Here is a 25,928-nt window from a genome sequence, read left to right on the forward strand (position 1 = left end):
AGCCAATTCACAGGGAATGTCGGCGAAGTGCTTGTCCGAGCCCGAAAAAAGCCGTCAAATACTGCCACTCGAAAGGCAGAAGGAGTTCAGCCTATGATGGAAACGATCATCGCCGACAACGGCAGCCGGTTCGTTGTTGCCGCTGCAGCGGTCGCGATCGGACTTTTGTGCCTCGTGGCCGTACTCTGGATCATGCGCAACCGCCCTTCGTCGCCTTTCATCCGTGGCGGCAAGAACCGCCAGCCGCGACTGGCCGTGCTCGACGCCGCCGCCGTGGATACCCGGCGCCGCCTCGTGCTGGTGCGCCGTGACGATGTCGAGCACCTGATCATGATCGGCGGGCCGACGGATATCGTCATCGAAAGCCGGATCGTCACCGGCGGCGACGAGCGTCCGGCCGAACGCCCCGCTGTCATCGAACGCAAGGCCGCCGAACCGATGGCCGAAAGCCGTCCGGCCGTCAGGGAAACCGTTCAGCAGCCCGCGCCGTCGATGCAGGCCGAACCCGTCGTCGCAACGCCGGTTCGCCCCATCACCCGGTCCGAGGAACAGCCGGTCGCCCGCGTCGAGCCTGTGGCGGCGATGCGCGTTACGGCCGAACAGCGCCCGGTGCCTGCACCTGCCCTTGCGGCAGAGCAGCGCCCTCTTGCCCGCTCCGTCGCTCAGGCGGCACCCGAGATCCCGTCCGTTGCCGCCGTCGTTCCCCCTTCGGTGAACGTCGATGCGCCGATGAACCGTCCGGTCGCCATGGCCCAGACCGTGCAGCCGCAGCCCATTCAGGCGCAGCCACCCCAGCAGCTTCAGCGCCCCGCACCGATCATCCAGTCGCAGCCTCAGCCGCAGCCGGCTCCGGCAGCCGCCCTTTCCGACTTCGAGCGCCTCCTCGACGCTGAGATCACCGGCGACCTGCAGCGCCTCGGCCCGGCGACATCGGTCACTCCGGAAAACCGTGCATCGCTTCAAGCCGGCCGTCAGGAGCCAACCCTCGGCGCGCCTGGCGCCGATGGCGGTCACAAGGAGCCGACGATCGAAGAAGAGATGAACCGCATGCTGGCCGACATCTCCGCCGGGCGTAAGCCCTGATCGCGCATTGGCCCGACGGCGACGTCGGGCATCGCGACAAAGCGGGATACTGTCTGAGGCCAGGTATTGAAGCGAAAATCTGCTTCGTTTCTTTAGAAATTCGGCACAACGGAAAAAGGCGCGGTTTGACCCGCGCCTTTTTTCAGACTGCTACGAAAGCCCGAAAGCTTATTCGTCCCGGTAGACCTTTTCCCGCCGCTCGTGGCGCTCCTGCGCCTCGATCGAGAGGGTTGCGATCGGACGGGCGTCCAGTCGCTTCAGGCCGATCGGCTCGCCTGTTTCTTCACAGTAGCCGTAGGTGCCTTCGTCGAGCCGCTGCAACGCCGCATCGATCTTGGAGATCAGCTTGCGCTGGCGGTCCCTGGCTCTGAGCTCGATTGCCCGGTCAGTTTCGGAAGAAGCCCTGTCTGCGAGATCCGGATGATTGGCGCTCTCCTCTGCCAAGTGATCCAGTGTCTCGCGTGCCTCGCGAAGGATGTCATTTTTCCAAGCGTTCAACTTGGCCCGGAAATACGCCCGGTGGTTGGCATTCATGAATTCTTCGTCCTCGGAAAGGACGAAGGTACTAAGATCGATCTTCTCACTCAACGCGATTCTCCTGAAGAACATCTCATTGCGGCGGTGTATAGACCTATGGAAGCCGTGATTCAAGCCTCGGAACAGACACTCAACCGTATTTTAATATTGCTCGCGGTTCAGGCTAACTGACGAATATTTCATCAAAATTACACGTCGGATCTTGATTTCCGACTTGCGCCCACCGACGACACCGCCTCTGCTCGCTGAAAAGTGACAATGATGTGTTTGCGTCATCTGATCGTCCATTCACGACCGCGGCAAAGCGCAGCACCCGGCAGTCCCCGAAAAAATCACGGCGCCAGCTTGATCTTTACGGTCCGGGCGGGGAAAGGTGACGGTCTGCCGGCCGACACGAAAGCCGACAAAATTCTACCCTGTCGCTGCAACCGGCAGGCAACGCCGGAACCATTTTATGCAAGACAGCGCCCCCAAGGCTCTCCGCCTCTACCTTCTGCGGCACGCCCGTTCCGGCTGGGCGCTTCCGGGCCAGCGCGATTTCGATCGATCGCTCGACGAGGTCGGCTACATCGATGCGGAGCGGCTTGCCCAGACGGCCGCCGACCAGGGCATCCACCCCGACCGCATCCTCTGTTCGACGGCCGTGCGTTGCCGCGAAACGGCTGAGCCGTTCTTCCGCACGGTCAGCGAAGACCTCGATATCCGCTACATCGATGCGCTCTATTCCGGTCCGACGAGCGTCTATCTCGATCTCATCGACGCCCACCGCCATGTAAACGCGCTGATGCTCGTTGGCCACAACCCGATGATCGAACAACTGCTGTGCAGTCTGGTCGGAGACGATGCCGCCCGGGAGGCGCTTCCCGACGGCTATCCGCCGGCTGGGCTGGCCATCCTGGATCTGCCTGCTGTCGGCGACGCCGCCTCCGCCCGCCTGGTGTCGCTGCTGCTGCCGACACCATAACGGCGTAAGAAGAAATGCCGCGTGCGCGTTGCGGCGCCGCAATTAGTGCCTATATCGCGGAGGCAGCCTGCAGCCGATCGCCGTTTCGCAGGCTGGCCGATCCGAACGATCCCGGGAAACACGCCGCAAGAAAGACCAAGACTTGGCGCCTAACCTGACCAGCTTCAAAGACGACGCGCTGATCGCGCTCGACAATCTCACCGACCGCGCCTCCGGCCTCGTCAACCCTTCGATCCGGCTCGGCGTCACGGGCCTTTCCCGTGCGGGAAAGACCGTCTTCATCTCGTCGCTCGTGCACAACCTGCTAAACGGCGGGCGCCTGCCGGTGTTCGAGCCGGTGCGTTCGGGTCGCGTTTCCAAGGTCAGGCTCGAGCCGCAGCCCGACGATGCCGTGCCGCGCTTCCAGTATGAAGACCATATCGCCGCCCTCGTGCGCGATCGCATCTGGCCGGACTCCACGCGCGCCATCTCGCAGCTGCGCATCACGCTTGAATATGAGAGCGCCAGCGGCTGGAACCGGCTGTTCTCGCCGGGTCGGCTGTCGCTCGACATCGTCGACTATCCCGGCGAATGGCTGCTCGACCTGCCCCTGCTCGCGCAGGACTTCCGCGCGTTCAGCAACAATTCCGTGGCGCGCGCCCGTGCACCTGGCCGCGCCAAGTTGTCGGCCGAGTGGTTGACGCTCGCCGCGTCGGCCGGATTTACGGCGACCGCCGACGAGGCCAGCGCCCGTCGGCTTGCCGAGAGCTTCACCGGCTATCTCAGAGCCTGCAAGGCGGACGAACGCTCGCCCTCGACCCTGCCGCCCGGACGTTTCCTGATGCCGGGCGACCTCGAAGGTTCGCCGGCGCTGACTTTTTCGCCGCTTCCGGACCTGCCTGAGGGCCGCGCGCCGAAAGGTTCGCTCTGGGCGATGATGGAGCGGCGCTACGAAGCCTATAAGAAACATGTCGTCAGCCCGTTCTTTCGCGAGCATTTCGCACGCCTCGACCGGCAGATCGTGCTGATCGATGCCCTGCAGGCGATCAACAACGGCCCCGAGGCGCTGCTCGATCTCGAGCAGGCCCTGGCGGACGTGCTTGCCTGCTTCCGTCCGGGGACCAACAGCTGGCTCTCGTCCCTGCTGACGCGTCGGATCGACAAGGTGCTGATCGCCGCAACCAAGGCGGATCACCTGCATCACGAAAGCCACGACCGACTGGAGCGCATCGCTGCGCGCCTGGTCGACCGCGCTGCCGAAAGCATCGGGTTGAGCGGTGCCAGCCTCGAGGTCATGGCGCTCGCATCGGTCAGGGCCACCCGAGAAGCGACCGTCAACCACGATGGCCATGCCCTGCCGGTCATCGTCGGCACGCCGATCGCTGGCGAGAAGATCAACGGCGAAATATTCGATGGCGAAAAGAAAACTGCTATATTTCCCGGTGACTTGCCGGCAGATCCTGAAGTTCTCTTCAAGACGATGGAGACCCGGTCCGGCGCGACCATCTATATCGAGGGCGCTCATCCGCTGCCGGACCTCAGCTTCGTTCGCTTCCGTCCGCCACATCTTGAGGAAACCGGAGGCGGCTTGAAACTGTCGGTGCCGCATATCCGCCTCGACCGGGCCATGCAATTCCTGTTCGGAGACCGGCTCGCATGAGTGACGACAGCAACGGTCGCAGCCGCCGTCCCGGTGCCTTTTCCGTTGGCGAAGACAAGCCCGCCGAGGCAGCGCCGCAGATGCGCGCGCGGCGCGCGCCTGCGAGCTTCGACGACAACGTGGTGCTGACCCCCGATGCGGAAGACCCGTTCCGCGAGACCACGCTTGCGGTCGACGCCCTCGCCTTGCCCGAAGCAAGTCCTCGCAAACGCCGCCTGTCGGTCGGCAAGATCGCAACCGGGGCGCTCGGCATCATCCTCTCGCTTGCGGCAGGCCTCTGGGTCGATCGCCTGCTGCGCGATCTCTTCGCGCGCGCCGATTGGCTCGGCTACACCGCGCTTGCCGTCGTCGCGATCGGGCTGCTGGCGCTGCTGATCGTTGTCGGCCGCGAGCTTTCAGGGCTGATGCAGCTCACGGCGATCCAGAAGCTGAAAGCGGAAACGGAGGCGGCCGCCGCTTCGGCCATTGCGAAACCGGCGCGCGCAGCGCAGGCGAAGCTCGTGCACCTGCTGGCCGGCAATCCGCGAACGGCGCGCGGGCGCACACGATTGAAGGAGAGCGAAGGCGAGATCATCGACGGTCCGCACGTGATCGAACTCACCGAGCGCGAATTGCTGAGCCCACTCGACCGCGAGGCGCGGCGCCTTATTCTCGCGGCCTCCAAGCGCGTGTCGATCGTCACGGCGGTCAGTCCGCGGGCGCTCGTCGACCTCGGTTATGTCCTTTACGAGTCCGCCCGCCTGATCCGCGCCATGGCCGAACTCTACGGCGGCCGTCCCGGCACGCTCGGCCTGTTGCGGCTGATGCGCGATGTCATCGCCCATCTGGCCGTCACCGGTTCGATCGCGGCTGGCGACAGTCTCATCCAGCAGGTGCTCGGCCACGGGCTGGCCTCGAAGCTCTCGGCGCGCCTTGGCGAAGGCGTCATCAACGGCCTGATGACGGCCCGCATCGGCATCGCCGCCATGGATCTCTGCCGTCCCATGCCGTTTCGGGCGTTGAAACGTCCGGGTATCGGTGACTTTCTCTCCGACCTCAGCCCCGGCGCCGGACGCGTCCTCGGCGACAAGTAAGCTTGCTCTGACAATAGCCTGAACGCTTGCAAGCGAATCGCAACCGGGCTCTCCCGGTCGCAATCCTCCTTCGTGCAGCGCCGACAGCTGTTCGATTGCAAGCGCATGCTAAGGCAGGCAATGACCAGGCCGCGAAAGCCTGTGAACAACTGGTTTTCCGGCCGCGATCAGCCCCGATATCCGCCAGACAGAAACCGTCCATTAACCATTTGCGCGCAAATGTGGCATCCAGTTTCGGACGTTGACTCATCAAGGATCGTTTATGTTCTCGCGCCCTTCTTTGATCGCTCGCGGCGCTGCCGCTTTTGCGCTGGCAGCCACCGTCGGCCTTGCGACACCGGCTTTCTCCGGCGCCAAGGACAAGGTCTTCTTCGAGAAGGTCGCCGGCCAGTGGAAAGGCCCGGGCGAGATTGTCGCCGGCAAGTACAAGGGCACCAAGTTCACTTGCGACCTCTCCGGCGAACCGGTCGCGGGCGATGAGACCGGCATCAAGCTCGACGGCTTCTGCCGCGTCGGCGTGTTCAAGCAGCCGATGTCGGCGCTGATCACCCAGAAGGGAAACACCTACACCGGCAAGTTCCTCGATGGCGCCGAGGGCAAAGGCCTGGATATCATTTCCGGCAATGTCGCCAAGGACAAGGTCGTCGTCGGCATCAACCGCAAGAAGCTGAATGGCGCCATGATCGCTCGCCTGCAGGACGACCAGACGATGAACATCACCATTTCGGTCAAGGTCGAAGAGACGATGGTGCCGGTCATCGGCGTCAGCCTCAATCGCCAGATCGACGCAATCGCCGTCGGCTCGATCAAGTAACGTCAAACACCCGACCAAACGACAAAGCCCCGGCATCGACCGGGGCTTTGTCGTTTGTGGTTTGTGTTGCGGTCCTGTTCAGGCGCCGGCGCGCCACCAGCTCATGTGATCATCGGCAACCTCGATGCCGGCGACGTCAGCCTGCTGCAGCCAGTCGCCGACCGACCGGCCGCCAACGGCCATGTCGGCGGCAAAGTCGGCAAGCGGCATCAGCACGAAGCCGCGCTCGGTCATCCTCGGATGCGGCAGCTCCAGCCGCCCGCCCGATTGCGCCACGTCTTCGAAGGTCAGTACATCGATGTCGAGCGTGCGCGGCCCCCAGCGCTCGTCGCGCACCCGCTTCATCGACCGTTCGATATCAAGGCAGGCGTCGAGCAAGGCTTCGGGCGCGAGCGTCGTCTCGACCTTGGCGCAGGCATTGTAGAACCAGGCCTGGTCCGTCTTGCCCCAGGGTGGCGTGCGGTAAAGTCGCGAGACCGCCTCGACCACGCAGTCGTCGCGGGCATCGAGCAACCGAAGCGCTTCGGCCATCGCCTTGGGCGGCTCGCCGAGATTGCCGCCAAGCCCGAGCGTTGCAGCCCGCCACGTCACCTCAGACGACATGCTCGACCGTCACTTCGACATAGTCGAGCACGCCTGGAACCGGCGCATTCGGCTTACGGATCGAAACCTTGGCGCGCTTGATCTGCGGGAAACGCACGCAGAGCGTCTTGGCCACTTCCAGCGCCAGCGCCTCGATCAGGTAGCGGCGGCGGCCGGTGACGATGCGCTCGATTTCCTGGAAGGCGATGCCGTAATGCACGGTGTCTTCGATCGAGTCGTCGACCAGCGCCGTTCCCTGCTCGACTTCAAGCTCGGCGTCGACGAAGAAGCGCTGACCGAGAAGCTCCTCCTCGTCGAAGACGCCGTGGCGCGCGAAGAAGGCGCAGTTCTTGAGGGTGATGATATAGGTCGCGCTCATGCTTCTCAGTCCCATCGGCTTTCTTGGATCGCGATGATTGCGCGGTCGAGCCGTTCCGCAGTCATGCGCGTGATTGGCAGTCACAGGTTCAGGCGGAATGCGGGCGAGTAAGCCTCACCTCGCTCTGGCGTGCAGCATAGCATCCGCCATTGCCAGTGCATCCTTGCTGTTTGCGACATCGTGTACGCGGAAAATCGCGGCGCCGGCAACGCGCAAGAGCGCCGTCGTTGCAGCCGTCGCCATGTCGCGATCGGCCGCGTCGCGGCCGCTGACCGCACCGACGAAGCGCTTGCGCGAAGTTCCGACCAGGAACGGCAGTTCAAAACGGTGCAACTCTGCAAAGCGCGCCATCAGTTCCAGGTTCTCGTCCGTGTCCTTGGCGAAGCCGAAGCCCGGATCGAGGATAATGCGATCCCGCTCCACGCCGGCCGCAGCCGCGATATCGAGCGACCGGTCGAGAAACTCAAACTGGTCGGCGATCACGTCAGCGAGTTTTTCACGGCCGCGGCCGGTATGCATGATGCAGATGCCGGCGCCGGTCCTGGCGGCGACCGTGGCAATGTCGGGTTCGCGCTGAAGGCCGTGCACGTCGTTGACGATATGCGCGCCCGCGTCGACCGCAAGCTGGGCGGTCGAGGCTCTGTAAGTGTCGACGGAAATCAGCGCATCGGTATCGCGGGCAAGAGCAGCGATCACCGGCAGGATCCGCGCCTGTTCCTCCTCGGCGCTGACGGCCGCCGCATCGGGCCGCGTGGATTCACCGCCGATATCGAGGATCAAGGCGCCCTCCTCCAGGCAGCGCACCCCTTGTGCCACCGCCGCAACGGCATCGATGAAACGGCCGCCATCGGAAAAAGAATCCGGGGTAACATTCACGATCGCCATCAAAACGCCACGCGGCCCCAGTTCGAGGCTGCGTCCGTGCGCCAGCTTCCAGCTAAATTTCTGAAATGGATTGTAAGTCATTTTCCCTCACCATCCGCATACGGCCGGAAGCCATCGTTTTGCTGTTGCGCCGGCGCTGGCTATGCCCCAAGCTTGATTGAAGTTCAACCGAAGAGAACCACGCATTGATGTCCCGAGTACGCGTCCCGTTCAAAGTCGCCCTTCTTGCTCTCCTGGTTGCCGCCCCGTTTGGCACGGCCTCGGGCGAAACCGTGGTGAACAAGAGCTTCTCCTATTTTTCGATCGGCGGCCGGACTGCGGAAGAACTGGACAAGGCACTCTCGGCGAGCGGCCCGATGATGAAGTCGACCGGCGCCCGGCATCCCGGCGCCACCCGCATCAAGTTCGGTGGCTCGATCACCTATGTCAGCCGCAACGGACGTTGCGCCGTCGGCTCGGCCCGCGTCACGCTCAACACGCGCATCATTCTGCCCAAATGGAAATACCGCCGCCAGGCAGGACGTGACCTCGCCCTCGTGTGGGACACGCTGTCGAGCGACATCAAGCGCCACGAGGAGCGCCACGCGGAAATCGCCCGCAATCATGCGCGGCGGATGGAAAAGATGTTCCTGGCGCTGAAGCCGCAGGACACGTGTGAAGAGATGCAGGAAAGCGTTGCCCGCGCCAGCGCGACCGCGATCGAGGCGCATGACAAGGATCAGGCCCGCTTCGACCGCACCGAAGCCGCCAACTTCGACAAGCGCATGATCCGTCTCCTGCAATACAGGCTGGAAACGCTGAAGAAAGCGCAACAGTAGATAGCAAAGCCGGAACCCCGAAGAAGAGCCTGACTATAGTCGCGGCTCGGGCCATTTCAGCGGCAATACCCACAGTATTTTATTGGTGAAATATAACGATGGCTGCCGGCCGGCGACTCATCTATATTCAAACCATGGAGAGAGGGGCCGGGACAAAGACTAGCCCCACAAATTGAATAGGTTATGCGCGACGCACTTGCGGCGCGAAAAGCTTAGATGTTGCCTTTACTTTGACTTGCGCAACGTTGTTCACTTGAAAAGAAAAAGAAGAAATCGAACAGCGGAGCCGGAACGGGTTCTCCTGGCGTGTCTTGGTGCAGCAGATGTTCCCTCCCTCATCTGTATGCGATGCGCCCTCCTCGCCTCGCTTGTCCAACGACCGGCGAGGCGCTTTTTTTGTGCGGAGGTCTGAAAGACGGGGCGTGAAACGCAGGCCTTAGGCCTGGCGCTCCGGCACGTGCACGACGAGACCGTCAAGCGCATCGCTCATCTTGATCTGACAGGAAAGCCGCGAGGTCGGGCGGACGTCGTAGGCGAAGTCCAGCATGTCTTCTTCCATCGCTTCCGGAGCGCCGACGACCTGGGCCCAGGCATCGTCGACATAGACATGACAGGTCGCACAGGCGCAGGCTCCGCCGCATTCGGCCTCGATGCCGGGAACCGAATTGCGAACGGCGTTTTCCATGACCGTCGAGCCGTTTTCGACATCAAGTTCATGGCGCGCGCCATCAAAGGCAACGATGTTAAGTTTTGTCATGTCTCTTTCCGGAATGAACTGTTGGATTGGCCGGGCGCAGGCCTGTTGAGAAGGAACGCCGCGGGCGCAAATTCAGGGGAAGTTCTTCCAACAAATCGGCCGGCCAGTCAACAACGGCCGTCATTGCGTGCATCGCCGCAGATCGCGCCGGTGGCAATTGCCGCCGGCGCGAGGCCTCGAAGCGAGGCGCGGCCATCGTGCGGCAGACAGGGGCCGGGTGGCCCAAGTCCGCCCGGGAGCCGCTAACGGCAGAGCTTCAGAATGAAGAGTTCGGCTTCGAGCACGGCCGCTGCAAGCTGGTCGCAGAGCGGGGCTTCGGCCGGATTGTGCTCGATCGCGCCGGCAACGCTTGCAACGTCGACGGCACCAACAGCCAAGGCTGCGCCCTTCAGCCGGTGGGCTGCCTGGGCGCGGGGCGTGCCCTCGCCCTCTACAATTTCCTTCAAGACCTGGCGCGCCTGGCGCGCAAAGAGTTGCAGCACTTCGATTTCGAGCGCCTTGTCACCCATCGTCTGCACGGCGAGGTGCGCAAAGTCGATCGGCTTTTTGCCTGACGCAGAAGAGTTTCCCGGACTATCCGGGGCTTCAAAGGCAATCCTGAGGGCCGCCATGAGCCAATTTCCCTATTGTTTGTTTGATGTTGGCATGTTTCCGGCATCGCTTCATCGCGAGCGGTGTCGCTGCCCGCACGATCGAGACTTCCATCTTCGGCGGGCTCCGGCACCTATTGGCTCAAATCCGGGCGCAATATAGGCAGTATTTTGGGAAAATGGTTAATGTCCGTTAAACTCTCTGATTTCCTTATCTTTTCCGGCTTTTAAGTCCGCATCGCATTAAGATTTCATTAGGATTTTAATCAACCCCAAGCGCTCTTAATTGTAAGAACCCAGCTAATGTGTCACTACGATACGCTTAGGAACGGACCCGCGTACGAAAATGGCAACCGTTCCGGTGGATAAGCTCGACGCGTGGTCCCATTCGGCCACAAATGCGACTATCCGTCGAGGCAATGCAGTGGGTGATCAGTAGGGTATTGCGTAGATCTGATGCGCGTATCTTGCCGTCACCGCCCATGAGGAAGAGACCCTGCCCGACAACGGGCCAGAGGCGCTTTCCGTTCTGGGCAAAAGGTAATGAGGCGTATCCCTATGGCGACGAAAAAGAGCAATGAGTCGATCGACGAAAAGGCGTTCCAGGCTCTGGAAGCTGCCCTGAAGATTGATTTCGACGAGCTTGCATCGAGCCCGAATGACAAGACTTCCTTGGATGATCCGGAGGAAAATGTGTCTCAGCCCACCAATCAGGCGGCAACGCCCGATCAGAATAAGAAAGCACGGCCTCAGCCGGAACAGTCCCGCGGGGCACGTGCTGCAGAAGCGGCCAAGACGCTCGCTCCCGAACCTGCGCCCAAGTCCCCGTCCCTTTCCGCCGCCAACGACGATGGTCGCCGTTCGCCGGCAGCGATGCTGCGTGCGCTCGACGTTCGCTCCAATCGCGCCGCGATCCGCGTTGCCGCGCTGGTGTCCGTCATCTGGGCGGTTGCCGGCCTTGGTGTCGCCAACCTTCTTTACGGGCCGCAGATCTGGCAGATCCGTTCGCTGAGCGACCTCTCGGCCACGCCTGGCGCCGTCGGCGTTGCGATCGGCATCGTGCTGCCGATCATGCTCTTCTTCTCCTTTGCCATCATGATCGCCCGCGCGCAGGAACTGCGCAACGCCGCGCGCTCGATGGCCGAAGTCGCCCTTCGTCTTGCCGAGCCGGAAACGGCGGCCGCCGATCGCGTCATGACCGTCGGCCAGGCCGTCCGCCGCGAAGTCTCGGCGATGAACGAGGGCATCGAACGTACGATTGCCCGTGCCACCGAGCTCGAAACGCTTGTTCATTCCGAGGTCAACGCGCTCGAACGCAGCTACAGCGAAAACGAACTGCGCGTGCGCACCCTGGTGCAGGAACTCGGCCTTGAACGCGAAGCCATCATCGGCCATTCCGAGCGTATCCGTTCGGCGATCTCCGGTGCCCATGGCAAGCTGAAGGACGACCTGGAACAGGCGAGCGAAGACATTGCTTCGCGCATCGCGATCTCTGGCGAAGCCTTTGCCTCGCTGATCGATACCCGTGCGGCCGCCCTCAGCGAGAAGTCCGACACCGCCCTGCAGTCGATCGGCAGCATGCTGACGACCCGTACCGATGCGCTGCTTTCGGGCCTCACGGCTGCCGGCCTCGGCCTCAGCACCGAATTCGACACCCGGCTTGACCAGCTCAGCGACACGCTGACGAAGCGCGGCGAAGATCTGCTCAGCCAGTTCGAAACGCGCGCCTCCTCGCTTGACGCCAGCACCGAGAAGCTGAATGCGGCGCTCAACGAACGCGCCCGCCAGCTCAACGAAACGCTGATCGCCCGCACCCGCGACCTCAACGAAAGCCTGAGCGTCGGCCAGCACGCCATCACCGGCGGCCTCGACCACGTACTCGCCTCGCTCAACGCCACGCTCGACGAAAAGGGCGCGAGCTTCCGTCAGAGCCTGCGCTCCAGCACCGACGACGCGATCATGGACCTCGACCTGCGCGGCGGCTTCTTCGAAGAAAAGCTGCAGACGACCGTCGGCCAGCTTGCCACCGCCTTCGACGAGCGCTTCCACGAGTTTGCCTCCGCCTTCGACAAGCGCGCGAGCCTGCTCGACACCAAGCTCATGGAAAGCCTGCACCGCATCAACGAGACCGTTTCCGGCGGTTCGGAAGCGATCGGCGGCGCGCTCGACAGCAGCATCGAGAAGATCGGTTCGGCCCTTTCCGACCAGTCGCTGACGCTTGCAACCACGCTCGGCGCGACCCAGGACTTCATCGAAGAGACGATTGCCAGCCGCACCACGGAACTCGGCAACATGATCGGCGATGCGCACACCCGCATCGACAGCGTGCTCTCCGAAAAGACCAGTGGCCTGATGGGCGCCCTCACCCAGGCCCAGGACCGCATCGAAAACGGCTTCGGCCAGCGTGCGGACGCACTTTCGAGCGCACTGACGACGAGCGAGCAGCGCCTGACCGAAGGTCTGGACAGCCGCACGGCCGCCTTCGTCGACGGCCTGCACGCCGCGCACGCCCGCATCGAGCAGACCCTGCACGGCTCGACCGACGAGATCACCAGCGCGATCGCTGCCAGCCAGCACCGCCTCGACAACACCCTGTCGGAACGCACCCTCGCCCTTTCGACGATCCTCTCCATGGGCGCGGATTCGATCGATACCGCCGTAAGCGGCACGGCCGACCGGCTGGAGCGCGTTCTTTCCGAACGCGGCGAAGCGATCTCCGACGCTCTCACCAACCAGACGACGGCGCTCGACGGCGTCCTCGCCGAGCGCGCCGCCGCGATCACGTCGACGATGTCGTCGCGCGCCAACGAGATGGCCAACACCCTGAGCCGTCACGCCGAAGACGTGGCCGACAGCCTGACCTTCCGGGCAACGGCTGTCGCCGAAACCATGACCGACCGCGTCGGCGACATCGAGCAGAAGCTCTCCGAGAGCGTCAACACGATCGCCGAAAACCTCGGCGGCCGCGTCAGCCTGATCTCCGATACGCTCACCCAGACGAGCGCCCGCATTGCCGAGGATCTGAGCGGACGTGTCAGCAAGATCTCCGACACGCTGACCGAGACCAGCGCGCACATCGCCGACGCCCTCACGGCACGCACCACCGAAGCGACCGCCTCGCTCGCCGGCAAGGCAGCGGAAATCGAGGAGACGCTGAGCGGCCGCGCCGAGCACCTGCGCGATACGCTCTCGTCCACGCACGAGCAGATCCGCGCAACGCTCGACGACCGCATCAACGCCATCAACCTCGCCGTCGGCCAGGGCCGCGACCAGCTCGAAGGCATGCTTGCCGATCAGTCGACCTCGATCGCCACGACGCTTGCCACCAGCGCCAGCATGCTGGAAATGTCGCTCGAAGAGCGCCAGGCGGCACTCGCCGGAGCCATCGACCGCAGCGGCGAAGCACTCGACAGCCGCATGCGCTCGACCACCGGCCATATTGCCGAGCGCCTGGCCGAAACCGCCAACCAGATCAGCCTCGCGGCCGACAGCCTCACCAACCGCGTCGACCTGTCGATCAACGGCCTCAACGACCGCCTCGACGACACCGGCATGCGCGTCGAAACCAGCCTCGGCGCCCTCGAAGAGCGCATGCGCGAGAGCGCCGGCAACATCAGCTCGATCGTCGACGAAACCGGCATGCATCTCGAGACCCGCGTCGGCGTGCTCGAAGACCGCATTCGTGGCACCGTCGGCAATGTCGGCGCCGTGGTCGACGACACCGGCGCGCGGATCGAGAGCAATCTCGGCGCGCTGGAAAACCGCATTCGCGGCAGCGTCACCAATGTCGGCTCGGTCGTCGATGATGCGGCGGCCCGCGTCGAAGGTGGCCTCAGCGCGCTTGAAGACCGTATCCGCGGCAGCGTCAGCGGCGTCAACGCCGTCGTCGGCGAGACCGGTGTACTGATCGAAAACAGCCTCGGCGCCCTTCAGGACCGCATTCGCGGCAGTGTCAACGACGTCAACACCCTGGTCGACGATACCGGCCTGCGCCTGGAAGTCAGCCTCAGCTCGCTCGAAGACCGGGTTCGCGACAGCGTCGGCAGCGTCAACCAGATCGTCGACGGCGCCGGACAGCGTATCGCCGACAGTCTCGGTGACCGCGCTGGCGACATCGACCGCATGAGTGAAATGGCGGCAACCCGGATCACCGGCGCCATCGAGTCCGGTGCGGAGCGCATCGCCGAACGCCTCGGCACCATGGATCGCGCCCTCAACATCGGCCTTGAGAACGTCAACCGCACGATCGAGGGCAAGGCGGCCGTTCTGGTCACCAGCCTGCGCGGCGCCGTTCACGAGGCAACGCAGGATATCGACGCCGAAGCCAACCGCCTGGAAAGCAAGACGTCCGACATCGTCGCCAATCTGCGCAGCGCCGTCGGCGGCGTGGCTGAGGACTTCGATGCCGAAGCCGTACGCCTGGAAGACAAGGCAGCCGGGCTCGCAAACACGCTCCGTAGCGCCGTTGGCGATGTCGCGCAGGAACTCGACGCAGAAACGCTGCGCATGGAAGACAAGGCTGCCGGCCTCGTCAACACGCTGCGCAGTGCCGTTGGCGACGTCGCCCAGGAGCTCGATGCGGAGACGCTGCGCATGGAAGACAAGGCCGCTGGCCTTGTGAACAGCCTGCGCGGCGCCATCAGCGATGCGGCCCAGGAAATCGACGCGGAAGCCGTCCGCTCGGCCGGGCTCCTGTCGAAGGCCGGCGAAGATTTCGCCTCAGCACTTGCCGCGCGCCAGGCGGACTTCGCCAATACGATCGACCAGACGGCAGCCTCCACGGCCGCGCGCCATGCCGAGCTTGCCAACTCGATCGAGCAGAAGGCGGCAGCCACCGCAGCGCGTCATGCCGAACTCGCTCGCTCGATCGCCGATGCGGCCGACAGCGCAACCGCACGGCTGGCCGCAACGCACAGCCAGATCGCCAACCACGCCGACAACATCCACCAGGGCCTCACCAACACGGAGAAGGCGCTGGAAGCCCGTGGCGAGGCGATCCGCAACACGCTCGACGACCGCACCCGCGAACTCAACTCGATGCTCGCCGGCCGCTCGATGGAGCTGTCGCGCCTGATCGACGAGCAGGCGCGCCCGGTCATCGACCAATATGCCGCAACCGGCCGCGAGGCCGCCGAGCGCATCGCCGCCGTGACCCAGGAAAGCGCCGACCGTCTGCGTGCCGAAAACGCCGCCCTGGTCAACGCCATCGCCGAGCGCACTGGCGAGACGCTGAACGCGATCTCCTACCGCGCCGAAGAGACGGCAAAGGCGATGAAGATGGTCGAAAACCGTCTGCAGTCGACCGCGCTTGGCCTGATCGACCAGCTCGCCAACAACAACGCCGCCATCGCCACGGTTATCGACCAGGCGAGCAACAACCTCGGCGAAATGGACCAGCGTCTGGAATCGACGATCGCCCGCGTGTCGGAATCGACCCGCCAAGCCTCCGACATGCTGTCGACCTCCACCCGCCTCATCGAAGGCAAGGTCGACAAGCTCTCCGATATCTCGGCCTCCACCCTGTCGCAGATCGGCGGCATCGTCGGGCGGTTCGAAGACCACTCGCGCGTTCTCGGCCAGGCCTCCGACCTGCTCGGCGCCGCCCAGTCGAACCTCGTCAGCACGCTCGAGGAACGCCAGGATGCGCTTCGCACCCTGTCGGTTGGCCTCGTCCAGCGCTCGGAAGAGATCGAACGCACGATGCGGGCGCTCGAGGGCTTCGTCGACGGCGCCTTCCAGCGCGCCGAAGAGCGCTCGGGCCTCGTTGCCGGCAACCTTCGCAGCGGCATCCAGCAGTCCTTCTCCGATGTCGGTCGTCTGCTGACCAGCGCCGAACAGCGCGCAGCCGAAGCTGCTGAAGCGATGCGCAACACGCTGGCCCAGGCCGGCGATGAAGCCGGCGCCTCGGTCGAGCAGGTGTTCAGCCGCGCCGAAGAGCGTTCGCGCCAGATCGCAAACACGCTTCGCTCCGGCGTCGAGACCTCGTTTGCCGACGTCAACAAGACGCTCTCCTCGGTCGAGGGCCGTGCGCTCGGCGCGTCGGAAGCCCTTCGCCAGGCGATCGCCAAGGTCGGCGAAGATGCCGGTGCCTCGATCGAAGGCGCCTTTGCCAATGCCGAGGAACGCTCCAAGGAAGTCGCCTCGCGTCTGCGCGGCAGCGTTGCAGCCTCCGTGTCCGACATCGAGCGCATGCTTGCCGAGAGCGGCAAGAAGTCCGATGGCGTCGCAGGCCAGTTGCGTGACGCCGTTCGCGTCGCGATCGACGAGGCGATCGGCCGCTTCAGTGGTGCGACCGACGAAATCCGTCGCTCTGCCGGCGAGATCCGCAAGGAACTCGACATGACCCGCGAAGAGCTGAAGCGCGGCGCCTTCGACCTGCCGGAAGAAGCCAAGGAAAACGCGGCCGTCATGCGCCGCGCCGTCAGCGAGCAGATCAAGGCACTGCAGGAACTGTCCGATATCATCGGCAAGTCCTCGACGCAGCTCGAAGTGGCCCAGCCGCTGCGCCAGCAGCCGGCCGCCGCTCCGTTCGCCCGTCCGGTGCAGCAACAGGCAGCCCCGCAGCCGCAACCGGTCGCACAGCCGCAGCCCCAGCCAGTGGCCCAGCAGGTGGTTCAGCAGCCCGTAGCGCAGCAGCCCGTCGTCGAGCAGCCGCGCCGTCAGGAACCGGCACCTGCGCTTCGCGGCAACCTCGGCATCGAACAGCCCGCCGTTCGCCAGCCGGCGCCGTCGCAGGCCGTCAGCAACGAGGTCGCCGAAGGTGGTGGCTGGATGCGCGACCTGCTCCGTGCGGCGTCCCGCGAAGAGGCACCCTCGCCCGCGCCGCAGCGCCCGGCCGAGGCCCAGCCGACGGCACGGACCGGCGACAGCCGCAACCCGCGCCACGTGGTTGAATCGCTGAACTCGCTTTCGGTCGATATCGCCCGCGCCATCGATCACGATGCGTCGGTCGATCTGTGGCGCCGCTACCAGCGCGGCGAACGCGACGTCTTCACCCGTCGCCTCTACACGCTGAAGGGCCAGCAGACCTTCGACGAGATCAAGCGGAAGTACGACCGCGAGCCGGAGTTCCGCACCGCCGTCGACCGCTACATCGCCGATTTCGAAAAGCTGCTCGCCGACGTCGCCCGCAACGACCCGGACAAGCGCATCACGCAGACCTACCTGACGTCGGATACCGGCAAGGTCTATACGATGCTCGCCCACGCCGCCGGCCGCTTCAGCTAAGCAAGCCCGGATAGAGAACAAGGAAAACGGCCCCGTCTCGCGACGGGGCCGTTTTCGTATGCAGGGATATCAGAGAAGAAAAGCGCCTGATCGCTTCCGCTCGGATGTGGCAAGCCCTTTAGACGCGGTGTGCCTTTCAGACGCTCCACGCGCTCGTGCGCCGCGCTATCGAGCTTCTCGCTGCTTCAGGACCACCACCCGCAAGCGGAGCCGGACAAGCGGGATTTGGGTTCGTCGGCGGACGTCGTGAACAACGCGTTGTCGACGCCCTCCACAGCCACGCTGGGCGAAGCGACGGGATCCGACCAGTCAGCGCAGCGGCGAGCAGCCGCCGACATCGGCGGGCTTGACCCGGCCCGCCTGCAGATCCTTCAAGTAAGGCTTGTTCGGGTCCGGTAGGCCGAGCGCGCCGTCATAGGTCGCACGGTCGATCTTGAGCATGCGGCCGCTTGCGGTGAAGCTCACCATCTCCTTCTTGTTGACATAGGCCGAGGCGACGTTGAGCCGGCAAAAGAACGTCCTCTCGCCATTGCCGACAACCCAGCCCCAGGCGCCGGATTTGCCTCTGGCGAGCTTTCCGGTGGTGTAGCCCTGCTTGGTGAGCGCCGAATAGCTTTCCGCCTGCGCGATGCCGGGAACGAAGGCCAGGCCGCTCACGGCGGCGGCCGCCAGGCGTTTCAACGAAATATGCATTGGGTTTCAACCTCTTAAGCAAAAGTGATAAATCCGAATACGACGCCGCATCCGGATGATGCAACCCTAGAACGCAGACGTGATTAACGCGCCCACGAGGCGCGCAGGCACTCGGAAGCAAGGGCCGGCCACCCCTCGACCTGCCGAAGGGTTCGCGGTTGGTGCTGCAAGCCGATGACGTCACGCCAGTCGGACGAAGGCGAGAATTCGGCTATATGCAATCGTTTGCAGATCGCAATCGTTTGCATGCGGTGACGACATCTATCGACAGCTGCTGGCGGACAGTCTCGTTAGACCACGTTTCCACGCCCCCGATAATCCGCCTGGAAGAAGATTGCAGAAGCCGCGAGAGAGCTGAGACTTGCCTTGCTGGCTGGACGACGAGGCACCTCATGCGCCGACGCCTGAGGCAGGATAGTGTTTCCGCCGATGTTCAAAGGCGGAGGATGCACGGCTGCGTATGTGCCGCTTGGCCTCGATCATGAGCCAAGGCATACAGGGCTTCGCTGACCCGGCGTTGCCGTCCTCACCGCCTCTGCGTGAGGCCCCAAAACGCAAAAAAAGCCCCGGACGAACCGGGGCTTTTCGTTGGGTCTTGATCGAACCGGCTTAAGCCGAAAACCGATCAATGTTCCTTGTTGGCGTAGACCGACTTCTTGGTGAGGTACACCAGGCCGGTGAAGATCAGCAGGAACACCATGACCATGAAGCCGGTGCGCTTGCGCTCTTCGAGGTGCGGCTCGGCGGCCCACATCAGGAACGCCGAAACGTCCTTGGCGTACTGGTCGACCGTCTGCGGCGTGCCATCGTCATAGGTGACCTGGTCGGCGGAGATCGGCTGAGCCATCGCCAGCGCGGCAGCGTTGGCGAAGTACGGGTTGTAGTGCGTGCCTTCAGCCACTTCGACGCCCTGCGGCGGATCCTGGTAGCCGGTCAGCAGCGCGTGGATGTAGTCCGGGCCGCCTTCCTGGTAGGGCCAGAACATGTCGAAGATGAACTGCGGGAAGCCGCGCTCGATGCCGCGTGCCTTGGCGATCAGCGAGAAGTCCGGCGGAGCTGCACCGTTGTTCGATGCGGCAGCCGCTTCCTTGTTCGCGTAAGGCGACGGGAAGTGGTCGGAGGCGACAGCCTTGCGGGTGTACATCTCGCCGTCGGCGTTCGGGCCGTCCTGGACTTCGTAGTTCGCCGCGAAAGCCTTTACCTGTGCATCCGAGTAGCCCAGGCCTTCCAGCGTGCGGAAGGCAACCAGGTTCATCGAGTGGCAGGCAGAACAGACTTCGGTGTAGACCTTCAGGCCGCGCTGCAGCTGGCCCTTGTCGTAGTGACCGAAGGGACCGGCAAAGCTCCAGTCCTGCTGTTCCGGCTTGTGGATCGGATAGTGGGGCGTACCGCCGCCATGCTCCTCGCCGCCCTTCGCCTCTTCGGCAACAGCCGCACCGAGACCGAGACCAGCGACGACAGCGAGTGACAGAATGCCTGTAACAAGCTTTTTCATTGTTGTGGGTTCCTTATCAATCGCTGTTCTGATCAGGCGCGCGCGGCGGCCGGCTGCGCCTTGGCATTCTGCTTTTCCAGCACCGCTTCGGTGATGGAGTTCGGAATGCGCTTCGGCGTTTCGATCAGGCCGAGGACCGGCATGATGACGAGGAAGAAGCCGAAGTAGTACAGCGTGCCGATCTGCGACATCACGACGTACAGGCCTTCTGCCGGACGCGAGCCGAGCCAGCCGAGCAGGATGGCGTTGACCACGAAGACCCAGAAGAACAGCTTGTACCACGGACGGTATACGGCCGAGCGGACCTTCGACGTGTCGAGCCAGGGCAGGAAGAACAGGATGATGATCGAGCCGAACATCACCAGAACGCCGCCGAGCTTGGAGTCGATCGGGCCGACATTGAAGGTGATGGCGCGCAGCATCGCGTAGAACGGCAGGTAGTACCATTCCGGAACGATGTGAGCAGGCGTCTTCAGCGCGTCAGCCGGAATGTAGTTGTCCGGATGGCCGAGGAAGTTCGGCTGGTAGAAGACGAACCAGGCATAGATGATCAGGAAGACGGAAACGCCGAGTGCATCCTTCAGCGTCGCATAGGGCGTGAAGGGGACGGTGTCGGTCTTGGACTTGACTTCAACGCCGGTAGGGTTGGTCTGACCCGTTACGTGCAGGGCCCAGATGTGCAGGACGACGACGCCGGCGATCATGAAGGGCAGCAGGTAGTGCAGCGAGAAGAAGCGGTTCAGCGTCGGCTGATCAACGGCGAAGCCGCCGAGCAGGAACTGCTGGATCCACTCACCCACCAGCGGGAAGGCGGTGAAGAAGCCGGTGATAACGGTCGCGCCCCAGAAGGACATCTGACCCCAGGGCAGAACGTAACCCATGAAGCCGGTCGCCATCATCAGGAGGTAGATGACCACGCCGAGGATCCAGAGGATTTCGCGCGGAGCCTTGTACGAGCCGTAGTAGAGACCACGGGCGATGTGCAGGTAGACGGCGATGAAGAAGAAGGATGCGCCGTTAGCGTGCATGTAGCGCAGCAGCCAGCCGTGGTTGACGTCGCGCATGATCTTTTCGACCGAATTGAAGGCGACGGTCGTTTCAGCGGCGTAGTGCATGGCCAGAACGATACCGGTCAGGATCTGGACGATCAGCATGACCGAGAGCATGGCACCGAAGGTGTAGGCGTAGTTCAGGTTCCGGGGAACCGGATAGCTGATGAAGCTATCGTGGATCAGACGCGGCAACGGCAGACGGGAATCAACCCATTTCTCAATGCCAGTCGTCGGCGTGTAGGTTGAATGTTCAGCACTCATTATCAGTAGTCCCCTCAACCGATCTTGATAACTGTGTCGGATACGAACGAGAAGGTCGGCACGTGAAGGTTCTCCGGCGCCGGACCCTTACGGATGCGGCCGGCCGTATCGTAGTGCGAACCGTGGCAGGGACAGAACCAGCCACCGAAATCACCGGCCTGGCCAAGCGGCACGCAGCCCAGATGGGTGCAGGAACCGATCATGACGATCCAGTTTTCCTTGCCTTCGCCGGCGGAACGATCGAGGTCGCTCGCGGTCGCATCGGCCGGAAGGTTGGCGTTGCGCGCAACCTGGTCCTTAAGCTCGTCGAGCTGGACGGCCTTTGCCTCCTCGACTTCCTTCTCCGTACGGTTGCGGATGAAGATCGGCTTGCCGCGCCATTTCGCGGTCAGCGACATACCGGGCTGCAGGCTCGATACGTCAACCTCGATCGAGGCGAGCGCGAGCGTTGATGCATCCGGACGCATCTGGTCGATGAACGGCCAGGCGACGGCGCCAGCGCCAACGACGCCTGCCATACCGGTAGCCAGATAAAGGAAGTCGCGGCGAGTGGGCTCGCCCAAGGCCTCGCTTGAAGTGTCGTGTTCGCTCACGGCTAAACCATCCTCTCACGCAATATTGCGGAAACCGCATCCGCCCCCGGCGAAATTCCTGCCCCTTGCGGTTTGATCCAGGTCAAGGAACCACGCCCTATTCATAGTGCTGTCGCCCCGTCGCCCTGCAGTTGCAAATGCGACATCGGCACAGAATCCGAAAAGAATCGGCGCGCACACGGCACGCAGAATCCCCGTCAATCCGGCGCGTTCTATGCTTGATCGCAAATTATGTCCAGCCTTGACAAGGGGATGTGGGCAGATTGTCGCGGGGAAAAGCGCGGCCAATTGGCACAAGGACTTGACGGCCATCAGTTAGGCGGAATTTGCACCCCCCGGATGGGCCTGGAGGCGCCCGAAGAGCGCCCTACTCCGCCGCCTCTTCCCGGGCGAGAAATCCGCCGGACTGGCGCGACCAGAGGCCGGCATAAAGCCCGCCGCGGGCCACAAGTTCGGCGTGCGTTCCCTGTTCGACGATCCGTCCCTTGTCCATCACCACCAGCCGGTCGAGTGCCGCGATCGTCGACAGCCGGTGGGCGATTGCGAGCACCGTCTTGCCCTGCATCAGGCGGTCGAGATTGGACTGGATCGCCGCTTCGACTTCGGAATCGAGCGCCGAGGTCGCCTCGTCGAGCACGAGGATCGGCGCATCCTTCAGCATCACCCGGGCGATCGCGATGCGCTGGCGCTGGCCGCCCGAAAGCTTGACGCCGCGCTCGCCGACATGGGCGTCGAGCCCCTTGTGGCCGCGCTGGTCCTGAAGGTCGGCGATGAAGTCATAGGCTTCGGCTTTCTGTGCCGCGGCGATCAGTTGCTCCTCGCTCGCATCGGGGCGGCCGAAGAGGACGTTGTCGCGGATCGAGCGGTGCAGCAGCGAGGTATCCTGGCTGACCATGCCAACCTGGGCGCGCAGCGATTCCTGCCTTACGGTCGCGATATCCTGTCCGTCGATCAGGATGCGCCCGCTTTCAAGGTCGTAGAAGCGCAACAGCAGATTGACGAGCGTCGACTTGCCGGCGCCGGATCGGCCAACGATGCCCACCTTCTCGCCCGGACGGACGACGAGGGAAAAGTCGTCGATGACGCGCTCGCCCTTGCCGTAGTGGAAGCGCACGTGTTCGAAGCGGATTTCCGGCTTGCTCACGGCAAGCTCCGTCGCGTCCGGCCGATCGACGAGACCGATCGACTGCGAGACCAGTTCGGCCGAGTTCTGGATCGTGCCGATGTTGCGCATGATCGAGTTGAACTGCGTCATCATGCGGCCGAGCAGCATGTTGAGCCGCAGCACCAGCGCCAGGGTGAAGGCGACCGCGCCGGAGCTGATCGAGCCCGCGAGCCAGAGATGGATGGCATAGACAGCGATCGCCGTGATCATCAAGCCGGAAAGCAGCGCCAGCGAAGCGCGCACCGCCGTCAGCAGCCGCGTGAACGGGATCACCGCGCGCTGGAACCGGTCGAAGCCGCCGCGGATGTAGCGGTCGTTCTCCTCGTCGCGGCCGAAGAGCTTCAAGGTCTGGATGTTGGAATAGGCATCGACCATGCGGCCGTTCAGCATCGACGCCATTTCGGCGGTATCGCGGGCGTGCTTGCGGATGCGTGGAACGAAGAAGCGCGCCAGCACCAGGAAGACGACGATCCAGAAGCCGACCATCGCCGCCAGACGCCAGTCGAGCTGCGCCACCAGCGCCATGGTCGACGCGGTGTAGATGACGATGAACCAGACGACCTGCAACAGGGAGACGAGCAGGTCGCTCGTTGCTTGCGCCCCGGCCCAGACCTTGGTGACGATGCGGCCGGAAAAGTCGTTCTGGAAGAAGGTGAGCGACTGCCGGGCGACATGCACATAGGATTGCCAGCGCACCAGGTTCAAAAAGCCTGTCGTGATCGCCTGTTCTTCAACGAGCGCCGCCAGTGACACCGCGACGAAGCGGAAGACCATGACCGTCAGCAGCATGAACAGGAGTTCCGGCCCATTGGCGGCGATCAAACCGCTCCAGCCGGCTTCCGGCTTCACGGTGTCGAGCAGATCGACGAGCCGGCCGACGAAATAGAAGAGCCCCGCCTCCAGCATGGCAACGAGGCCGCCGAGCACCGCCATTGCGATGAACGGTCCTTTGGCCTGGCTGGCATAGAACCAGGCAAAACCCCAGAGCGATTTCGGCGGCTGCAGGCGCTCGCGCGGTGCGAAGGGTTTGATCCAGTTCTCGAAGAGGCTGACGATGGCGCTGAGCATGGTTCCGATATAGGCGGTTCGGCGACAACAGCAATCGGTTTCGACACAATTGCAGATTACAAATGCGTAACATCTAACGAAAGAGGCCCGCCGCTCATTCGAACGGCGGGCCTCTGGTTGCTTACTCCGCTGCCTCTTCCTTCTCGACGTCGTCGGCGATGAAGCCGCCCGACTGGCGAGACCACAGATCGGCGTAGAGACCGCCATGGGCCACGAGCTCGGCATGCGAGCCGGTCTCGACGATGCGGCCCGCCTCGAGGATCACCAGCCGGTCCATCTCCGTCAGCGTCGACAGCCGGTGGGCGATCGCGATCACCGTCTTGCCCGCCATCAGAGCGAACAGGTTCTCCTGGATGGCCTGCTCGACTTCGGAATCGAGCGCCGAGGTCGCCTCGTCGAGGATCAGGATCGGCGCGTCCTTCAGGAACACGCGCGCGATCGCGATGCGCTGACGCTGGCCGCCGGAGAGCTTGACGCCGCGTTCGCCGACCTGGGCATCCAGGCCCTTGCGGCCCTGGTTGTCCTCAAGCCCCTGAACGAAGTCCCAGGCATTCGCCTTCTTGGCCGCAGCGATGATCGCTTCGTCGTCCGCTTCCGGATGGCCATAGGCGATGTTGTCGCGAATGGACCGGTGCAGGAGCGAAGTGTCCTGCGTCACGACGCCGATCTGCGAGCGCAGACTGTCCTGCGTGACGGTGGCGATATCCTTGCCGTCGATCCGGATCGCGCCATCCTCCAGGTCGTAGAAGCGCAACAGCAGGTTCATCAGCGTCGTCTTGCCGGCGCCCGAGCGACCGACGAGGCCGATCTTCTCGCCCGGCTTGATGTCGAGCGAGAGGTGATCGATGACGCCTTTGGCCTTGCCGTAGTGGAAGCGGATGTTGTCGAAGGCGATTGCCCCCTTGTCCGCTGTCAGCGCCTTGGCGTCCGGCTCGTCGACGATGTCGTGCCCCTTGGTCATCATGCCGATGCCGTCATAGACCGTGCCGATATTCTCGAACAGCGCCGAGACTTCCCACATGATCCACTGCGACATGCCGTTGATGCGCATCGCAAGGCCGACGGCGATCGCGATCGCGCCGACGGAGATCGCACTCGTCAGCCAGAGATGGATGCCAAGCGCTGCGATCGCAAAGAGGGCGATGCTGTTATTGGCATAGACCAGCACGTGGAACAGCGTCACCTTGCGCATCTGGCGATGCACCGTGTCGAGGAAGCCGTCCATGCCGTCGCGGGCATAACCTTCCTCGCGGCCGGCATGCGAGAACAGCTTGACCGTGCCGATATTGGTGTAGCTGTCGACGATCCGCCCGGTCATCATCGAGCGTGCATCCGCCTGCTCCTTGGAGATCTTCTGCAACCGCGGCACGAAATAGCTGACGATGCAGATATAGATCGCCAGCCAGATGGCGAGTGGGATCACCAGCCGCCAATCGGCGGTGGCGACGACGGCGAGCATCGTGACGAAGTAGCTGACGACATAAACGAAGACGTCGAGGATCTTCATCACGGTTTCGCGCACGGCCAGCGACGTCTGCATCACCTTCGTTGCAACGCGTCCGGCGAACTCGTTGGCAAAGAAGGTCATGCTTTGGCGCAGCAGGTAGCGGTGCATCTGCCAGCGGGCGATCATCGGGTAATTGCCGAGCAGCACCTGGTGCATGATCAAGGAATCGATCGCCACCAGGCCCGGCAGGCCGATGAGGACGAGCGCACCCATCCAGAACAGCCGTCCGCCTTCGGCGGCAAGGAAGCTCTCGCGGTCGGCGCTCGACAGCCAGTCCACCATGTTGCCGAGGAACTGGAACAGCGCCACCTCGCCAATGGCGATCAGCGCCGTGCAGACGGACATGATGACGAGCCAGGGTGCCGCCGGCTTGGAATAGTGCCAGCAGAAGCCGAACAGGGTCTTCGGCGGAACCGTCGGTTCCTCCGCAGGGTAAGGATTGAGGCGGGATTCAAACCAGCCAAACATAACATTGCTCCTTCAGAGTATTTTGAAGGAAAGCGGGATTTCGCCCCGCATTCTTATGATGAAAAAGTCAGTCCGGAAATGCAGCCCGCAAAGGGCTTCGTCTTCCGGAGTCCCGGAAGCGCGTCGATCTCGGTTAAAAGATAGGTCGCGGAACCGGTCAGGCCAAACGGTGGCCCACTACTCCAGGAAGGCGTGTCAACATCGATACATTCATGTTTGCCTCCGTCGGTTCGCGTTGAAGAGGTCCGATCTCTACCCTTATTCGCGCTCGCATGCCA

The 25,928-nt window shown here is 63.4% G+C and carries 19 protein-coding genes; 7 read left to right on the forward strand and 12 right to left on the reverse strand.

Annotated features, from left to right (window positions below; all coding sequences use genetic code 11):
- Positions 1–93: 93 nt before the first annotated feature.
- Positions 94–1,083 (forward strand): histidine kinase, encoded by a 990-nt coding sequence (locus tag ACIQUG_RS03975; protein ID WP_402317617.1) that lies wholly within the window; start codon positions 94–96, stop codon positions 1,081–1,083.
- Between the two features lie 168 nt (positions 1,084–1,251).
- Here the strand turns inward: ACIQUG_RS03975 and dksA are convergent, their stop codons facing one another.
- Positions 1,252–1,671: an RNA polymerase-binding protein DksA gene (gene dksA, locus ACIQUG_RS03980; RefSeq protein WP_043614592.1), complete on the reverse strand. Its 420-nt coding sequence runs from the start codon at positions 1,669–1,671 to the stop codon at positions 1,252–1,254.
- Between the two features lie 403 nt (positions 1,672–2,074).
- Here dksA and ACIQUG_RS03985 point away from each other — a divergent pair, with 403 nt between their 5' ends.
- The 4 genes from ACIQUG_RS03985 (at position 2,075) to ACIQUG_RS04000 (ending at position 6,110) form a co-directional block, all read left to right on the forward strand.
- A complete protein-coding gene (locus ACIQUG_RS03985; RefSeq protein ID WP_402317620.1) occupies positions 2,075–2,584 on the forward strand; it encodes a SixA phosphatase family protein in 510 nt (169 codons plus the stop codon).
- A gap of 142 nt (positions 2,585–2,726) precedes the next feature.
- Positions 2,727–4,223 carry a YcjX family protein gene (locus ACIQUG_RS03990; RefSeq protein ID WP_402317623.1) on the forward strand — a complete coding sequence of 499 codons (1,497 nt, stop codon included), beginning with the start codon at positions 2,727–2,729 and terminating at the stop codon, positions 4,221–4,223.
- Positions 4,220–5,296 (forward strand): YcjF family protein, encoded by a 1,077-nt coding sequence (locus ACIQUG_RS03995; RefSeq protein WP_402317626.1) that lies wholly within the window; start codon positions 4,220–4,222, stop codon positions 5,294–5,296. The genes ACIQUG_RS03990 and ACIQUG_RS03995 overlap by 4 nt, the downstream gene beginning before the upstream one ends.
- Positions 5,297–5,558: 262 nt before the next feature.
- Positions 5,559–6,110: a hypothetical protein gene (locus ACIQUG_RS04000; protein WP_043624541.1), complete on the forward strand. Its 552-nt coding sequence runs from the start codon at positions 5,559–5,561 to the stop codon at positions 6,108–6,110.
- 78 nt (positions 6,111–6,188) lie between these two features.
- Here the strand turns inward: ACIQUG_RS04000 and folK are convergent, their stop codons facing one another.
- From folK to folP, 3 genes are all read right to left on the reverse strand, one after another.
- Positions 6,189–6,713 carry a 2-amino-4-hydroxy-6-hydroxymethyldihydropteridine diphosphokinase gene (folK, locus tag ACIQUG_RS04005; protein ID WP_402317629.1) on the reverse strand — a complete coding sequence of 175 codons (525 nt, stop codon included), beginning with the start codon at positions 6,711–6,713 and terminating at the stop codon, positions 6,189–6,191.
- Positions 6,703–7,071: a dihydroneopterin aldolase gene (folB, locus tag ACIQUG_RS04010; protein WP_034794609.1), complete on the reverse strand. Its 369-nt coding sequence runs from the start codon at positions 7,069–7,071 to the stop codon at positions 6,703–6,705. The genes folK and folB overlap by 11 nt, the downstream gene beginning before the upstream one ends.
- A 114-nt stretch (positions 7,072–7,185) precedes the next feature.
- Positions 7,186–8,037, reverse strand: coding sequence for a dihydropteroate synthase (folP, locus tag ACIQUG_RS04015; RefSeq protein ID WP_402317632.1), 852 nt, complete (start codon positions 8,035–8,037; stop codon positions 7,186–7,188).
- Between the two features lie 107 nt (positions 8,038–8,144).
- Here folP and ACIQUG_RS04020 point away from each other — a divergent pair, with 107 nt between their 5' ends.
- Positions 8,145–8,774 (forward strand): DUF922 domain-containing Zn-dependent protease, encoded by a 630-nt coding sequence (locus ACIQUG_RS04020; protein ID WP_043624550.1) that lies wholly within the window; start codon positions 8,145–8,147, stop codon positions 8,772–8,774.
- A 436-nt stretch (positions 8,775–9,210) separates the two neighbouring features.
- On the opposite strand, the gene ACIQUG_RS04025 is transcribed toward ACIQUG_RS04020, so the two are convergent.
- Positions 9,211–9,531 carry a 2Fe-2S iron-sulfur cluster-binding protein gene (locus ACIQUG_RS04025; protein ID WP_043624554.1) on the reverse strand — a complete coding sequence of 107 codons (321 nt, stop codon included), beginning with the start codon at positions 9,529–9,531 and terminating at the stop codon, positions 9,211–9,213.
- 242 nt (positions 9,532–9,773) lie between these two features.
- Positions 9,774–10,142 (reverse strand): Hpt domain-containing protein, encoded by a 369-nt coding sequence (locus ACIQUG_RS04030; RefSeq protein ID WP_043624557.1) that lies wholly within the window; start codon positions 10,140–10,142, stop codon positions 9,774–9,776.
- A 537-nt stretch (positions 10,143–10,679) separates the two neighbouring features.
- Here ACIQUG_RS04030 and ACIQUG_RS04035 point away from each other — a divergent pair.
- A complete protein-coding gene (locus tag ACIQUG_RS04035; RefSeq protein WP_402317637.1) occupies positions 10,680–17,348 on the forward strand; it encodes a kinesin in 6,669 nt (2,222 codons plus the stop codon).
- Between the two features lie 309 nt (positions 17,349–17,657).
- Here ACIQUG_RS04035 and ACIQUG_RS04040 read toward each other — a convergent pair whose 3' ends face one another.
- From ACIQUG_RS04040 to ACIQUG_RS04065, 6 genes are all read right to left on the reverse strand, one after another.
- Entirely contained in the window at positions 17,658–18,041 is a 384-nt protein-coding gene (locus tag ACIQUG_RS04040) for a hypothetical protein (protein WP_402317639.1), read from the reverse strand.
- A 625-nt stretch (positions 18,042–18,666) separates the two neighbouring features.
- Positions 18,667–19,536 carry a cytochrome c1 gene (locus ACIQUG_RS04045; RefSeq protein ID WP_043626068.1) on the reverse strand — a complete coding sequence of 290 codons (870 nt, stop codon included), beginning with the start codon at positions 19,534–19,536 and terminating at the stop codon, positions 18,667–18,669.
- 32 nt (positions 19,537–19,568) lie between these two features.
- Positions 19,569–20,849, reverse strand: coding sequence for a cytochrome bc complex cytochrome b subunit (locus ACIQUG_RS04050; protein ID WP_402317643.1), 1,281 nt, complete (start codon positions 20,847–20,849; stop codon positions 19,569–19,571).
- 14 nt (positions 20,850–20,863) lie between these two features.
- The gene (gene petA / locus ACIQUG_RS04055; RefSeq protein WP_192446244.1) at positions 20,864–21,442 is read right to left on the reverse strand and encodes a ubiquinol-cytochrome c reductase iron-sulfur subunit; all 579 of its coding nucleotides are present in this window, start codon (positions 21,440–21,442) and stop codon (positions 20,864–20,866) included.
- Between the two features lie 367 nt (positions 21,443–21,809).
- Entirely contained in the window at positions 21,810–23,675 is a 1,866-nt protein-coding gene (locus ACIQUG_RS04060) for an ABC transporter ATP-binding protein (RefSeq protein WP_402317646.1), read from the reverse strand.
- Between the two features lie 121 nt (positions 23,676–23,796).
- Positions 23,797–25,650 (reverse strand): ABC transporter ATP-binding protein, encoded by a 1,854-nt coding sequence (locus ACIQUG_RS04065; protein WP_402317650.1) that lies wholly within the window; start codon positions 25,648–25,650, stop codon positions 23,797–23,799.
- Positions 25,651–25,928 lie beyond the last annotated feature (278 nt).

The sequence above is a fragment of the Ensifer sp. NPDC090286 genome (assembly GCF_044769565.1).
Taxonomy (GTDB): domain Bacteria; phylum Pseudomonadota; class Alphaproteobacteria; order Rhizobiales; family Rhizobiaceae; genus Ensifer.

Coding starts and splice junctions, on each gene's coding strand:
- ACIQUG_RS04050 (WP_402317643.1), bottom strand. CDS start 20,849: ATGAGTGCTGAACATTCAACCTACACGCCGACGACTGGCATTGAGAAA.
- ACIQUG_RS04025 (WP_043624554.1), bottom strand. CDS start 9,531: ATGACAAAACTTAACATCGTTGCCTTTGATGGCGCGCGCCATGAACTT.
- ACIQUG_RS03985 (WP_402317620.1), top strand. CDS start 2,075: ATGCAAGACAGCGCCCCCAAGGCTCTCCGCCTCTACCTTCTGCGGCAC.
- ACIQUG_RS04065 (WP_402317650.1), bottom strand. CDS start 25,650: ATGTTTGGCTGGTTTGAATCCCGCCTCAATCCTTACCCTGCGGAGGAA.
- ACIQUG_RS04060 (WP_402317646.1), bottom strand. CDS start 23,675: ATGCTCAGCGCCATCGTCAGCCTCTTCGAGAACTGGATCAAACCCTTC.
- folP (WP_402317632.1), bottom strand. CDS start 8,037: ATGACTTACAATCCATTTCAGAAATTTAGCTGGAAGCTGGCGCACGGA.
- ACIQUG_RS04000 (WP_043624541.1), top strand. CDS start 5,559: ATGTTCTCGCGCCCTTCTTTGATCGCTCGCGGCGCTGCCGCTTTTGCG.
- ACIQUG_RS04020 (WP_043624550.1), top strand. CDS start 8,145: ATGTCCCGAGTACGCGTCCCGTTCAAAGTCGCCCTTCTTGCTCTCCTG.
- ACIQUG_RS03975 (WP_402317617.1), top strand. CDS start 94: ATGATGGAAACGATCATCGCCGACAACGGCAGCCGGTTCGTTGTTGCC.
- folK (WP_402317629.1), bottom strand. CDS start 6,713: ATGTCGTCTGAGGTGACGTGGCGGGCTGCAACGCTCGGGCTTGGCGGC.
- folB (WP_034794609.1), bottom strand. CDS start 7,071: ATGAGCGCGACCTATATCATCACCCTCAAGAACTGCGCCTTCTTCGCG.
- ACIQUG_RS04035 (WP_402317637.1), top strand. CDS start 10,680: ATGGCGACGAAAAAGAGCAATGAGTCGATCGACGAAAAGGCGTTCCAG.
- ACIQUG_RS03995 (WP_402317626.1), top strand. CDS start 4,220: ATGAGTGACGACAGCAACGGTCGCAGCCGCCGTCCCGGTGCCTTTTCC.
- ACIQUG_RS04045 (WP_043626068.1), bottom strand. CDS start 19,536: ATGAAAAAGCTTGTTACAGGCATTCTGTCACTCGCTGTCGTCGCTGGT.
- ACIQUG_RS04040 (WP_402317639.1), bottom strand. CDS start 18,041: ATGCATATTTCGTTGAAACGCCTGGCGGCCGCCGCCGTGAGCGGCCTG.
- ACIQUG_RS04030 (WP_043624557.1), bottom strand. CDS start 10,142: ATGGCGGCCCTCAGGATTGCCTTTGAAGCCCCGGATAGTCCGGGAAAC.